General features: G+C 54.7%; 11 protein-coding genes and 1 pseudogene. 9 read left to right on the forward strand and 3 right to left on the reverse strand.

What is annotated here, in order from left to right; all coding sequences use genetic code 11:
- Positions 1-51: 51 nt before the first annotated feature.
- Positions 52-1,485: a glycosyltransferase gene (locus ABD949_RS16880; protein WP_345245040.1), complete on the reverse strand. Its 1,434-nt coding sequence runs from the start codon at positions 1,483-1,485 to the stop codon at positions 52-54.
- Between the two features lie 160 nt (positions 1,486-1,645).
- Between ABD949_RS16880 and ABD949_RS16885 the strand changes: the two genes are divergently transcribed.
- From ABD949_RS16885 to ABD949_RS16895, 3 genes are all read left to right on the forward strand, one after another.
- On the forward strand, positions 1,646-3,142 hold the full coding sequence (locus tag ABD949_RS16885; protein ID WP_345245042.1) for a glycosyltransferase family protein: 1,497 nt from the start codon (positions 1,646-1,648) through the stop codon (positions 3,140-3,142).
- Positions 3,143-3,232: 90 nt separating this feature from the next.
- Positions 3,233-4,795 carry a glycosyltransferase family protein gene (locus tag ABD949_RS16890; RefSeq protein WP_345245044.1) on the forward strand — a complete coding sequence of 521 codons (1,563 nt, stop codon included), beginning with the start codon at positions 3,233-3,235 and terminating at the stop codon, positions 4,793-4,795.
- Positions 4,792-5,079, forward strand: a complete 288-nt coding sequence (locus ABD949_RS16895; RefSeq protein ID WP_345245047.1) for a hypothetical protein — start codon at positions 4,792-4,794, stop codon at positions 5,077-5,079. The genes ABD949_RS16890 and ABD949_RS16895 overlap by 4 nt, the downstream gene beginning before the upstream one ends.
- Positions 5,080-5,135: 56 nt before the next feature.
- On the opposite strand, the pseudogene ald reads toward ABD949_RS16895, so the two are convergent.
- Positions 5,136-6,215, reverse strand: a pseudogene (gene ald / locus ABD949_RS16900) (alanine dehydrogenase); the annotation flags it as partial.
- Positions 6,216-6,387: 172 nt separating this feature from the next.
- Here ald and ABD949_RS16905 point away from each other — a divergent pair.
- Positions 6,388-6,849, forward strand: a complete 462-nt coding sequence (locus ABD949_RS16905) for an Lrp/AsnC family transcriptional regulator (RefSeq protein WP_345245051.1) — start codon at positions 6,388-6,390, stop codon at positions 6,847-6,849.
- Positions 6,850-6,921: 72 nt separating this feature from the next.
- Complete coding sequence (locus ABD949_RS16910; protein WP_345245053.1) at positions 6,922-7,494, forward strand: Uma2 family endonuclease; 573 nt, start codon at positions 6,922-6,924, stop codon at positions 7,492-7,494.
- Between the two features lie 2 nt (positions 7,495-7,496).
- Here the strand turns inward: ABD949_RS16910 and ABD949_RS16915 are convergent, their stop codons facing one another.
- Positions 7,497-8,699, reverse strand: a complete 1,203-nt coding sequence (locus ABD949_RS16915) for an NAD(P)/FAD-dependent oxidoreductase (RefSeq protein WP_345245055.1) — start codon at positions 8,697-8,699, stop codon at positions 7,497-7,499.
- 188 nt (positions 8,700-8,887) lie between these two features.
- On the opposite strand from ABD949_RS16915, the gene ABD949_RS16920 reads away from it, so the two are divergent.
- The 4 genes from ABD949_RS16920 (at position 8,888) to ABD949_RS16935 (ending at position 13,857) form a co-directional block, all read left to right on the forward strand.
- Positions 8,888-10,849 carry a hypothetical protein gene (locus tag ABD949_RS16920; protein WP_345245057.1) on the forward strand — a complete coding sequence of 654 codons (1,962 nt, stop codon included), beginning with the start codon at positions 8,888-8,890 and terminating at the stop codon, positions 10,847-10,849.
- A 19-nt stretch (positions 10,850-10,868) separates the two neighbouring features.
- On the forward strand, positions 10,869-11,891 hold the full coding sequence (locus ABD949_RS16925) for an SPASM domain-containing protein (protein ID WP_345245059.1): 1,023 nt from the start codon (positions 10,869-10,871) through the stop codon (positions 11,889-11,891).
- 222 nt (positions 11,892-12,113) lie between these two features.
- Positions 12,114-12,902 carry a ParA family protein gene (locus tag ABD949_RS16930; protein ID WP_345245061.1) on the forward strand — a complete coding sequence of 263 codons (789 nt, stop codon included), beginning with the start codon at positions 12,114-12,116 and terminating at the stop codon, positions 12,900-12,902.
- A gap of 28 nt (positions 12,903-12,930) precedes the next feature.
- A complete protein-coding gene (locus ABD949_RS16935) occupies positions 12,931-13,857 on the forward strand; it encodes a ParB/RepB/Spo0J family partition protein (protein ID WP_345245063.1) in 927 nt (308 codons plus the stop codon).
- Positions 13,858-13,859 lie beyond the last annotated feature (2 nt).

Genomic DNA, 13,859 nt, shown 5'->3' on the forward strand with positions numbered 1-13,859 from the left:
AAAACAGGCCGGGAGCGCTCCCGGCCTGTTTTGGTTTCAGCCCTGGCCAGCCTATACAAACTTGATCTTGTTCAGGGCAAAGAACGTCATCTTCAGCAGCAGCCAGCCGTGCTTAAAGCGGGAAATATTGGTTTCGCCATACGTCCGGGCCCGGTAGCGGATAGGTACCTCCACAAACTTCAGGTTCAGCCGGGCCGATCCGAAAATCAGGTCGAAGTCACCAAATGGATCAAAATCACCGAAGTACGCCCGGTTGGCAATCAGCCGCTGGTAATTTTCCTTCGACAGCACTTTGGTGCCGCAGAGCGTGTCTTTGATGCGCTGGTTGAGCAGCCACGAGAAGGCGATCGAAAAAAACTTGTTGCCGAGCAGGTTGAGGGTCCGCATGGCTTCTTTTTCCATCGGGTACACCAGCCGGGAACCGTTTATATACTCACCCTTGCCCGAGGCAATGGCGTGGTAGAATTTCGGTAAATCTTCGGGCGGCACCGTCATGTCGGCGTCCAGAATCATCAGGATATCGCCGGTTGCCATCCCGAACCCTTTGCGGACGGCGTCGCCTTTTCCTTTGCCATCCTGCTGCACACATTTCAGGTCGCGCACCCCCGCATATTTGGTACATACGCGCTGGATTTCGTCCCAGGTGGCGTCGGTGGAGTTACCCTCTACAAAAATAATCTCTGTGTGACGCCCCATCGCCGGCGTCCGGTTGACAATGGCTTCGATATTGCCCAGCTCGTTTCGGGCTGGCACAATCACGCTCACGGTATACTCATCGGCCGGTCTGGCCTGATAGGCGCTACGGGCAACAATATACGTAGACAGGCCCAGGTAATTAAGGAGCGGCAGGTTAGCTGCATACCGGTTCAGAAAAGCCGACAGCAGCGGCAGGTAGCGTGGCATCAGAATCTTACGGCCGGTTCGGACGACATCCAGACCGGCCAGATCGAGCAGATTGGTAATGTCGCTGCTGTCGAGCCAGTTCTGGCGCTGCTGCGGCATTTTCAGGCCAATTTTTTCGGCCAGGTTAAGAATCGGCAGCCAGAGAAAATTGGTGTAGGTGATAATGACGCGGGTATTAGGGTGGCAAACGGCATGAAGCTGGCTAAATACCTGCTGCACATCGTCGAAGTAGCCGATGGTATCGCTGATGACGATGTAGTCGAACGTCTGATCGCCCAGGTCCAACTGGCTGGCGTTCATGGTGCAGAAGGTAAGGTCCGGGTAGGTTTCCCGGGCGTAGGCCGTCATCTCCGGTAACTTATCAATGCCGACACCAACCGAGGGCTTCAGTTGGTGTAAGACGTAACCCGTGCCGCAACCGATCTCCAGGATAGACTGGTTTTCGGGGATAAAATGTCGTAGGTAATCAATAAGGCAGCGATAGTAGTAGCGGTTGCGTTTGATCCACTTCTGCCGGTTCAGGGCAAGATCGTTGCCTGAACCGATGTCAGGTCTCTGCGAGACATCTAACGTTACGTTCATACCGATGGGTTCTCTTATGAAGGTCTATGTGAATGGTAATATGAAATTGATAAAAATAAAGTATATTGTAAACTGATGACAAAATGAAAGTAGCTTATATTTATCAAATGGTAAATTCTACGTTTACCAGGGTACTGGCTTAGGCGTCAGGAAGCTTTTTATGCATCGTTCTACCACGCTGATTGGCGCTGTTGCGCTTGTCTTTCTGCTATTCAAAGTGTTGCGGTTCACTACGTTGGGGTATACGTTCAACGACATGTACGCGTTTCTGCAAATGTCGTATAGCTGGCTTGACGGGCGGCCGTTTATGTACGATAACATCTGGGGCTTTCACCACCGGATTCATAACTACTACACGGTGCTATTGTGGGGGCCGTTGTGTTACGTAGCCGGCGCGTACGGGTTTTTTCTGGTCCAGGCTTTGCTGCTTGGCCTCAGCTACGCCGTTCTGAACGAGCGCCTGGCGCGGGAGGTGCCCCCCTGGGTCCGGTATGGGCTGCTGGTCGCTGTGTTGCTGGGCCCGGTTTCTTTCTGGCTCAACGACCACCCGAATATAGGCTGGCATACCGAACTGACCTACCTGCCGGCTGCCATCCTGTTTGCCCTGGCGCTCACCGGCACCCGCTTATGGCCCAAACTCCTGAGCGGTCTGGCCGTGGTGCTGGTGAAAGAAGATGGAGCGGTGCTGGCGGCTCTGATACACCTGGCCTATTCGGGCATACAGTTCGTGCGCCGGCAGCCCGCCCGGAGCCTGCTCTGGTGGCTCGGCAGCCGGTCTTTCTGGCTGATAGCGGTGGGCTGGAGCCTGGTGTTTCTGGCGGGAATGTGGTGGATTTCGTTTAAAAACAATTTCGCTGAGCCGCGTTTGCGGATGGCGCTCCAACTGGTTGCCGATCACATTGCCACCTGGAACTTCTGGAAGCAGATGCTGACGCTGATGGCACAAACCGCTTTGTTGCTTGTGCCCGTACCGGCGCTGCTGCTGTACTGGCAATGGGTCAACCGTATTCGCAAACAGGGAAACGTATGGCTGCTATACGGTGCCGGGATAGCGGTTCTGACGGCCCTTAATTTTGTGCAGAGTGCTCACTATTACGGGCAGCCCCTGTTTCACCTGGTGGCGCTGACCTGGCCGCCCCGCTTTGTGCTTTTGTGGGCATTTTCGGTGGCTTTCCTGATTCTGTTCGCCACCGGGTTTGCCCCTTTGCTGAAGCCGGATCAGGGGAAGAGCCCCTGGCTGGTGATGGCGGTTCTGTTTCTGATTCAGATTCCGATCCTGTATGGAACCCGCCCCGATTTTCCGACCCTGAAAGACTGGGCGGCTACGCTCCGGGGCCGGTTTGGCACCGACAAGAACAGCATCTGGCTGCACCCCGACGATCTGGCGGTTGTGCAGTGTCTGGCCGGGCAATTACCGGCTCATTCCAGCGTCCTGGCATTTGATTACCTGGTGCCTTACTTCCACAGGCATTATGGCATCTGGCCGACAGGTAATGAGCTGAAGCCTGCAGATATGGCCATTATCCCCAACGCTGATCCGCAGGGCTTGCGGACGGCTCCCGGCTTTCCGAAGACCTACCGTCAAATCCCGTTAAAGGCCTATACGGTGTACGTCGCACCCGCCTACGAAGCCATCGCCCGATCATGCCTACGCTAAATTTTGCCGCCAGGCAGGCTAATCTTTTTATTTTTGCGCCACGCAACCAACTGTTTGTGCCCGTTTGTGCAAAGCTCTTATCCGCCCCTTATGACAACTACCCAGCCGCGTCCCAACGGCGGCCGCTCGGTTTGGGCTATTCTTACCGCCGTCTCGGCGCTCCTGCTGCTCTTATTTTTCGGGTTTAAAGTGATCCGTTTCCAGGCCCTCTATTACACCTACAACGATATGTACATCTTTCTGCAGGCGTCGAGTAGCTGGATGGACGGTCGCCCGCTGTTGTACGAAAACATCTGGGGGTACGACAATCGGATTCATAACAATTACGCCATGCTGCTGTGGGGACCACTCATTTATAGTTGGGGGGCCTACGGAGCTTTTCTGGCCCAGTTCCTGCTTTTTCTCACGAGTTATGGCCTGTTGTTCCGGCAGCTAAGCCGTCAACTGCCCGCCTGGGTGAGCTGGACACTGCTGGCGGTTATGCTGCTGGGCCCGGTCTGGTTCTGGTTCAACGAGCATCCGGGTATCGGCTGGCATCCGGAGCTTATGTATCTGCCGCTGTCGATCCTGTTCCTGCTGGCCTTGCATGGGGTACATCGGAACCGGAGGTATACCGGCTGGTTCCTGCTGACGGCCGCCCTGATTGTGCTGGTCAAAGAAGATGGCGCCCTGCTGGGCGGGTGCCTCCACCTGTCGTACCGCTGTTTGCAATACCTGCGGAGTAATCCAAATAAGTCTGTTTTTGGGATTGTTACGACCCGGCAATTCTGGCTGATAGCCGTGGGCTGGGCGCTGGTGTTTTGTGCGGGGATGCTGTGGTTGTCATACCAGAACCGGTCGCTGGAACCGGAGCCACGCCTGCAGCAGGCGCTGACGGCCATTGCGCAGGGTATTCGCCAGAAAGCGTTCATCCGGTGGAACCTGACGGTACTGGTGCATACGATTCTGCTGCTGGTACCGGGCTTTTTGCTGCTGGTATTTTTCCTGTGGCTGACCGGCTTCCGGCAGGCGGGCAGCTTGGTGCTGGTATTCATCGTCGCGCAGGTGCTGGTGCTGGTGTCGAACTGGGTGCAGGCTTCCACCTACTACGGAACCAACCCGTACTATTACCTGGTTTCGCTGACCTGGCCGCCCCGCTTTGTGCTGATGTATGCCCTGGCGGTCTGCTACCTCGTGGGTATGCTGCTGGTGTTTGGGCCCCGACTGAGGCCGGCGAGGGGTCGGGTAGTGGCGGGCGTTACCGGGGTCTTGTTTCTCGTGCAGGTGCCGATTGTTCACCTGGCCCGTCCCGACTTCCATTTTCCAACGGTGCTGCACGACGCGTTTGCGTACCGGTACGATCCGGTGAAACTGCCGTTGCTGCCCGAATCCGACGTGACGGTTATCCGGCGACTGGTGGCCGCGCTGCCACCCCGGTCAAACGTGTATGTGTTTGATTACCTGATCCCGTTCTTTCATCAGCATTACAACATCTGGCCCACCGGTAATCACTGGGAGGAGGCTGACCTGGCCATTATTCCAAACGATGATTTCCAGAAGCTCACCGAAAAGATGCCCATGAAGCAGCCTTACCGAACGGTGCGGTTACGTACCTATACCATTCATGTGACACCCGCCTTTGAGCCGTACCTGAACCAAAGTCTGCGCCCATGACCCTCGAACAATTCAAGGCCTCCCTGGCGGAGGCCCAGCCGCCCGCTGGCCTGCATCCCATTCTGAAAGCGCTCTGGCATGATGCCAAAGGCGACTGGAACGGTGCCCACGAAATTGCCCAGAGCCGAGAGGGTGTTCAGGCGTACGACCGCCTGCATGCCTACCTGCACCGCAGGGAGGGTGACCAGTGGAACGCCGGCTACTGGTACCGGCGGGCTAAAGCACCCGTGTTTACAGGATCCCTGGAAGAAGAGTGGCAGGGGCTGTTGGAGGAGTACCTATAAAAAGGGCGCGGAAGCAAAGCTTCCGCGCCTAACGTTTGTTGAATGAAGTCTGCNAGGCCAAAGGCATCAGCTACGCCTTTGTAGACCACTTTGCCGTTTACTACGTTTAGGCCCAGCAAGAGTTCATTATTGTCGCGGCAGGCCTGCTGCCAGCCTTTGTTGGCCAGTTGAATGGCGTAGGGCAGCGTAGCGTTGGTCAGTGCCAGCGTAGAGGTATACGGTACCGCACCCGGCATGTTGGCGACGCAGTAATGAACCACATCGTCAATGATGTACGTCGGGTTTTCGTGGGTGGTCGGGGTGCAGGTTTCGATACATCCACCCTGGTCAACGGCAACGTCGACCAGCACCGTACCCGGCCGCATGGTTTTCAGCATATCACGGGTGATCAGGTGAGGTGCTTTCGCCCCCGGAATCAGCACGGCGCCGACAATCAGGTCGGCCGTTTTCACCGCTTCCCGGATATTGTATTCGTTCGACATTTCGGTTACTACGTTCGGCGGCATGATATCCGACAGGTAACGCAGCCGCGGCAGGCTCACATCCATGATGGTAACGTGAGAGCCCAGACCAGCCGCCATTTTGGCCGCCTGCGTGCCGACGATGCCGCCCCCCAGAATCAGGACATTGGCCGGCTTCACGCCCGGCACACCGCCCAACAGAATGCCCCGGCCTTTCATGGGCTTTTCCAGGTATTTGGCACCCTGCTGTACCGCCATCCGGCCCGCTACTTCCGACATCGGCACCAGCAGCGGCAGGCTCCGGTCGGCTTTTTCCACCGTCTCGTACGCCAGACAGACAGCCTTTCGCTCGATCATGGCGCGGGTCAGATCCTCCGACGATGCAAAGTGGAAGTAAGTAAATAGCAGTTGGTTTTCTTTGATCAGGTTGTACTCGGGGGCAATCGGTTCTTTTACCTTAACAATCATCTCGGCGATGCCGTACACCTCCTCAATGGTTGGGAGCAGGGTAGCACCGGCCCGGGTGTATTCTTCGTCCGTAAAACCGCTGCCTTCACCGGCACTCGCCTGTACATACACTGTATGCCCGGTTTTACGCAATTCAGCCACACCGGCCGGAGTCAGCGCTACGCGGTTCTCATTATTCTTTATTTCCTTAGGAACACCAATGATCATTGGATTAGAAGGGGTTGACGTTTAATGATTCGTAGAACAAAAATACGGCAGTAGAAAGAAAATGCTGTATTGATCGTTTAAATTAGGAATTATGAATAGCCTTTCTATTGTTTTCAGGATAATTTTCTAAGCCGGTAGAAGAAGGTTTGTTCTGGTAGAAAAAAATTCGTTTATGGAAAGATTGGACAAAATTGACCGGGCTATTCTGACCCTGCTTCAGGAAGATGCCCACCTGACGATTCAGGAAATCGGGCAGCGCATCAACCTCTCCAAAACGCCCGTTCACGAGCGGATCAAGCGACTGGAGCGGGAGGGTATTATCGAAAAATACGTAACCCTGCTTAACAAAAAAAAGCTGGGCAATCTGCTGGTCGTTTATTGCAACGTCACCCTTGACAAGCAGACTCGCGATACCTTCGTGGAGTTCGACAAAGCCATTACCAGCCTGCCCGAAGTCATGGAGTGCAACCTGGTATCGGGCACGTTTGACTACATGCTCAAGATTGTGGTGCGGGATATGGAAAGCTACAACCGCTTTTACCAGGACAAGCTGTCGGTCATTCCCGGCATTTACCACATCAGCAGTTTCTTTGTAATGGACGAAATCAAGAACTCAACGGTGATACCGGTATAGGTCTTCAAACCGGTTTGCCCGGCTGCTGGTTAATGTGTATCTTTCGTCAGTTATGTTGTAACAAGTTACCTCATGGAAACCATTGCCAAACCTTGGGTAAGTGTAGCGGAATATCTGGAGCAGGAACACCGGTCTGAATTACGCCATGAGTACCTCGACGGTCAAATCCGAACCATGGGATACGCATCTGAAGCTCACGAATTGATTGTCGCTAATCTGGTGCGACTATTGGGAAACTGTTTTCTGGATACCGATGCACGGGTATACGCCAGCAACCGGCTGTTGCACGTGCCGGCCACCAATGGCTTCTACTACGCTGATGCGCTGGTGGTATTCGGCAAACCGGAGTTTTTGCAGTACAAACAGAAGATGCAGGCTACGCTGAATCCGGGGGTGATTGTGGAAGTACACTCCGATTCTACGATGGAGTATGATCAGCGGGAAAAGTGGGCCAGCTACCAGCAAATCACTTCGCTACGGCAGTACGTCATGGTCTGGCAGGACCGGCAGCGGGTTGAAACCTACCGCCGAACGACAGACTCAGACGAGTGGATTTACACTAGCATCAACGAGCCCGAGCGCCCCGTGCGCATTGGCGAATGTACGGTTTCGCTGACCGATATCTACGCCAAAGTAGAACTCTAACCTCAGGAAGGCAATGGGGATACCGGTGTAGCGGCAATCACTTCGCCGTGGGTTTGCCGCATGATGGTCTGCAACAGGGGCGGAAACGTACGGATCAGCGTAACGGCCCATTCAGACAGCCAGGCATCGCCGAACAAACGCTGCACGTTGCGGCCTACCCACAGTCGCCGGGCAAACAACCCTGACCACGCTGTCTGGTACTGCGCTTCCAGTTGGGGCCGGCTCAGCTGACCGTTCAGAAACAAATTGGCGACCTGACTCACCAGCCGCGCCCCGTGAATGGCCATAGCCATGCCATTGCCGCAGAGCGGGGTAATCAGACCCGCCGAGTCGCCGGCCATCAGGATGTGGTCTTCCACCGCTTTTTTAGGGGCGAAAGAAATCTCGTTGATAACCTCCGGCTTGTCGTACAGAAATTCGTAGGTTTCAAAGACTCGCTTCAGGTGTGGATTCTGGTACAGAATAGCTCGCTCCATATCGGCTATGTTGCCAAACTGGCGCAAATTTCGACGCGTGGTGAGGTAGCAGAGGCAATACTTATCGTCTTCAATAGCCGACATGCCGCAGTAACCATCCGGAAAGTTGTGCAGCGCAATAACGTCCGTCGGGAAAGGGTGCTCCAACATACCGCGCTCCGACACCCGGTGGTCCGGCATTCCGTGGTCCGGCAATCCGGCACGGATGTGGTATTTGACACCAATATACGGTGAGGGTTGCTGCATAAACGCCCGGTTCATTTGCCTGTCGAGCTTCGACCGTTTGCCGAACGCGCCGATCACCAGCCGGCTGTGCAGCGTCTCCGTATCGTTCAGGGCCACGCTGAAGCCATCTTCCTGAAACGTGACCGACTCGGCCTGCCGGCCCAGCCTGAATGTAACGCCCGCTTCGAGCGCTAACTGGTACAAGGCATAATCGAGCGCATACCGGCTGATGCCAAAGCCACCCAGATCCAGCGTAGCCTCCAGCAGTCGGCCCGAGGGCGATGAAAACTGAAACCGGTTGATGTTGACGGCGCCTAATCCATTCAGGTCTACACCCAGTGATTCTATGTACGGCCGCACCTCGTTGGACACGTACTCTCCGCACACCTTATGAAACGGATAGGTTTTTCGCTCCACCAGCACCACCGACCAGCCCGACCGGGTCAGTTCCAGCGCACTGACCAGCCCGGCCAGTCCTCCGCCGATTACGATAACATCATACATATTTGTACAACGGTTTTGTAAACCGTTCGGTTTTTAGTACAACGGTTTTGCAAACCGTTTCTACGCAGCACCCCCAACCCGCTCGGAAGGCCGCCCCACAAACTGTTTACAAAACCGTTGTACTAACCCGTTGGATAAACCACCGCACAAACTGTTTACAAAACCGTTGTACTAAAAACCTTTGCTCCATGCCAACCACCTATACCGATTTGATCGCCGACTGGCAACGTAATTTCTCAACCTATATTAATGTCTACCAAACCGGGCAGCAGTCGTTCATTCCGAATCTGCTCCCCGAAACGGCCGTTCAGTTCTCCGTTCACCAGACACTCGACATCCTGCACAAACGGCTGGGCAACAACTTGCTTCGCCGGGCGCTGGACCCGCAGGAGACGATTGACAGCCCGGTGGGAAGAGAGCCGGATGCGTCCTGGTTGAACCGGAGCAATATGGTGGGCGTGAATGTTCGGACCATCGGCTCATTCTGGAACGTGGTCAATTACGTCCTCACCCTGCCGGCCAGCCACGATAGTATTCACCTGCTGCCGATCTGGGAGCCGGGCGTGGTGGGTAGTCTGTACGGCATGGTAAGCTGGCAGATCAACCCCGAGTTCTACAGCCAGGAACTGACCCAGTTTATTCCGGCACTGAATACGGTTGAGAAGCAGTTGAAGGTGGTGGTTAATCTGTTGCATGCGATGGGGCGGACGGTAGGCCTGGATGTGATTCCGCATACCGACCGCTTTTCGGAGATGGTGCTGGCGTACCCGTCTTTTTTTGAATGGGTCCGGCGGGAAGGCCCCTGGTTGGTCGACCATACCGATAAAGTGTATCTGCTGGTCGAGGAAGCCATCTGGGAATTTATCCTGACCCGGGAGCCGGCCGACAACAGTCCGGTGCTGTACACCAAAGAAATGTTTTTTTCGCCTACCATTCCGTTTGTCTCCGACGAGCAGCGACACCGGGTACTCTTCGGCGAACCCAGCGATTACAGTGGCCGGCTGCAGCGCCGGATTCAACTTATCCAGCACCTGGTCAGCTACGGGTTTGAGACACTGCCGATGACCATGGCCCCGCCGTACCGGGGCATCCATATCAACCCCGACGAGTTTGTGGTCGATGAATACGGGCAAATCTGGTATCAGTATGAATTCGACAAACCGCAGGCTATGTCGCGGGTATTTGGACCCCTGACCCGGTACCGGTTCTATTTCTCCAACGACAACAACCGACATTGGGAACTGAATTTTAATCAGCCCAACGTAACGGCCTGGGAGTACTTCTGCAGAAAATATTGTGAGTGTCAGCAGCAGTACTGTTTTGATTTTATGCGGGGCGATATGGCCCACGTACAAATGCGGTCTGAGGGCGTTCCGGATGACCCGGATGATTACTATGATCCGCTGCGGGCGGTAAAAGCCTACGTGCAGGAGCGAGGTGTGGCTTACTTCGGCTTTTTTGCCGAAACGTTTCTGGCTCCTCCCAATGAGATGGGATACGGCGATGAGCTCGACCACCTGGAAGCCATTGAAGCCGATTCGACGCTGGGCGATCTGCAGTCGTCGGTGGTCGGTTCACCGGAGTTTGTGCAGCGGTTCCGGGATTATTACCGATGGCTGAAAACCCGGCAGGTGGCCCCCAACTTCACGGTGATGACGGCCGATAAGGATGACCCGCGTTTCGACCTGTTTTACCGCACCGGTAACCTGTTCCGGTATTTTGTGGCCTTGTTTCTGACGGATATGCCGAGCTATGTCGGCTTAGGGTTTGAGGTGCGGGATCAGCACGAACAGCGGGCCGCCAATGAGGAATACACCAAACTGTACGTCTTTCAGGTCACCGACGATGAAGAGAAAGATAAGGTAACGCACGGGTCTTACCGCTGGGGACAAAACGCCGGACAGTTTGCGGCCATCACCCGCATGCGTCAGTTTGCCGAAACGATCTGGCCTGCCATTGCCGGTCAGCAGACCAGATGGATCGTGCCGCCCTCCCTTCAGACATCGTACATTGCCTGGACACAGGCCGAAACCCCGCAGTATGCTTTTGCGGCCGCTATGACCGGTGCCCTGCCGGAACGGATTGCGGAAATACCGGATGACTCGGTTGTCTTTGACGGGGAGGGCTGCCGGGTATACCGGTTGTCATAAACAATCGTACTTTTGCAGCATGAACCGGAACCTCAACGACGGGTTAAACTTCTTCTCCAAACTGACGCCGAAGCGGGCCGCCAACGCCCTAAAGGTTCTATCCAGCTATTACGAAGCCAAATGGACCGGGAAGTCCGTACACCGGGGGCTGCCGATGGTTATCTCCTTTGAGCCGACAACCTCCTGCAACCTGCGCTGCCCGGAGTGCCCCAGCGGCCTGCGCTCCTTTACCCGCCCAACGGGTATGCTGGGCGCAGATCTCTTCAAACGCACCATCGACGAGCTCCACGAAACGCTGCTTTACCTGATCTTCTACTTCCAGGGTGAGCCATACCTGCACCCGCAGTTTCTGGAACTGGTGCGCTATGCCGCCGACCGCAACATCTACACCGCTACCTCCACCAACGCCCACTATCTGACCGACGCCAACGCCCGCAAAACGGTAGAGTCGGGGCTCGACCGGCTCATTATCTCCATCGACGGTACCACGCAGGAAGTGTACCAGCAGTACCGGGTGGGGGGTAAACTGCACAAGGTGCTCGAAGGCACTAAAAACATCATTCGCTGGAAGAAGGAACTGCGTTCGCGCACGCCACATATTGTCTTCCAGTTCCTGGTGGTCAAACCCAACGAACACCAGATCAATGAGGTGAAGCAGTTAGCCAAAGAACTCGGCGTTGACGAAGTCGGCCTGAAAACCGCCCAGATTTACGACTACGAAAACGGCTCCGACCTTATCCCAACGCTTGACCAGTACAGCCGATATACTCCCAATGGCGACGGCACCTACCGTATTAAGAACGCGCTGGGCAACAGTTGCTGGAAAATGTGGCACTCCTGCGTGATTACCTGGGACGGGCTGGTCGTTCCCTGCTGCTTCGACAAAGACGCCCACCACCGGCTGGGCGACTTACAGGCGCAAACATTTCAAGACGTATGGCGCAGCCCCGCCTACCAGGATTTCCGCCAAACCCTGATCCGCTCCCGCTCCGAGATCGAGATGTGCCGGAACTGCACGGAAGGGACGAAGGTTTGGGCGTAAGACATTGAGTGAATGAATGATTGAGTGATGGAGTGAATACCAACAGAATAGACTGAGAGGTGGCTCTACGTCACAGGTAGACTGCTCCCGTTTCACTCAATCACTCAATCATTCATTCACTCAACACTTTCCGGCTCCTGTGAAACATTTCGGATTTCCGTGAAACGTTTCTTGCTTTATTAAAAACCAACCGGCATATTTGAATCTGCAACGTACAGACCCATGGGTAAAGTGATTGCCATTGCCAACCAAAAGGGGGGCGTCGGAAAAACCACCACTACAATAAACCTGGCTGCCAGTCTGGCCGCTCTTGAATTTCGAACACTCATTGTCGATGCCGATCCACAGGCCAACTCGACATCGGGCTTAGGATACAATCCGAAAGAAATTGAGAACAGTATTTACGAATGTATGGTCGAGGGTGTTCGTCCCCGCGATGCCATCATTCAGACTGACTTTCCAAACCTCGATCTGCTGCCGTCGCATATCGACCTGGTTGGCGCAGAGATTGAAATGATTAATCTGCGGAGCCGGGAGGAGAAGATGAAGGAAGCACTGGAAGACGTGCGGTTTGACTATGATTTTATCGTGATCGACTGCTCACCCTCGCTCGGCCTGATTACGATCAACAGCCTCACGGCGGCCGACTCGGTGATTATTCCGGTGCAGTGCGAGTATTTCGCCCTGGAAGGGCTGGGTAAGCTCCTGAATACGATAAAGATCATTCAGTCCCGGCTGAATACCGGGCTGGCCATAGAGGGAATTTTGCTGACGATGTATGATCTGCGGGTGCGCTTGTCGAACCAGGTCGTTGGTGAAGTAACCGCCCATTTTCAGCAGATGGTCTTCAACACGATCATTCCGAGAAATATACGGTTGAGCGAATCACCCAGTTTTGGTGTACCGGCCCTGGCCCAGGACGCCGACAGCAAGGGAGCGATCAGCTATCTGAATCTGGCACGCGAGATACTGGCGAAGAATGGCATGATGCCGCACGATCAGACTGTTTAAAAACCCTTAAGAGACATTCCATCTGCTCATGGATACAACGAACACCACAAAAGCGCCCAACAATAAGAAGATGATCGGATTGGGTCGGGGATTAGGTGCCCTGCTACAGGATAGCGACGCGGTGAATCGCCCTCAGGGGAAACCGTCGCCGTTTGAGTCCATCAGCACGATGACCGAAATCAATGTCAACTTCATCGAAACAAACCCGTTTCAGCCACGGACCCGTTTTGATGAGGAAGCGTTGCAGGAACTGGCGGATTCCATAAAGGCCCAGGGTATCATTCAGCCCATTACTGTCCGGCAGATTGGTAAGGATCAATACCAACTCATCTCGGGCGAACGGCGTCTGCAGGCGTCCAAGCTGATCGGTATGACCCAGATACCGGCATTTGTGCGTACCGCCAACGACCAGCAGATGCTGGAAATGGCCCTGATCGAAAACATCCAGCGGGAAAATCTCAACTCCATCGAAATTGCCCTGAGCTATCAGCGCCTTATCCATGAGTGTAACCTGAAGCAGGAAGAACTCGGCGAGCGCGTCGGTAAAAACCGGACTACGGTCAATAACTACATCCGGCTGCTGAAGCTGCCGCCTGTTATTCAGGCCGCTCTGCGCGACAATAAGATCTCCATGGGGCACGCCCGGGCGCTGATTACCATTGAGGACCATGATGTGCAGATAAAGATCTTCCGGCGGATTGTCGACGAAGACTGGTCGGTCCGGAAGGTGGAAGAGGCTGTTCGCAACCTGGGTACTGAATCGGATAATTCGGTGATGCGGAAGACCACGCTGCCCAAACAGGAGATTCGCAGCCTTCAGTTTAAGTTATCGTCGATGTTCGGTACCAAAGTATCCATAAAAGCCGACGAAAAACACAAGGGTGAAATCAAAATTCCGTTTACTTCACAGGAGGAGCTGAACAAAATTCTGGAGGTACTGAATTACACGGCTTAATG

The sequence above is a fragment of the Nibrella saemangeumensis genome (assembly GCF_039541915.1).
GTDB classification, from domain to species: Bacteria; Bacteroidota; Bacteroidia; order Cytophagales; family Spirosomataceae; genus Nibrella; species Nibrella saemangeumensis.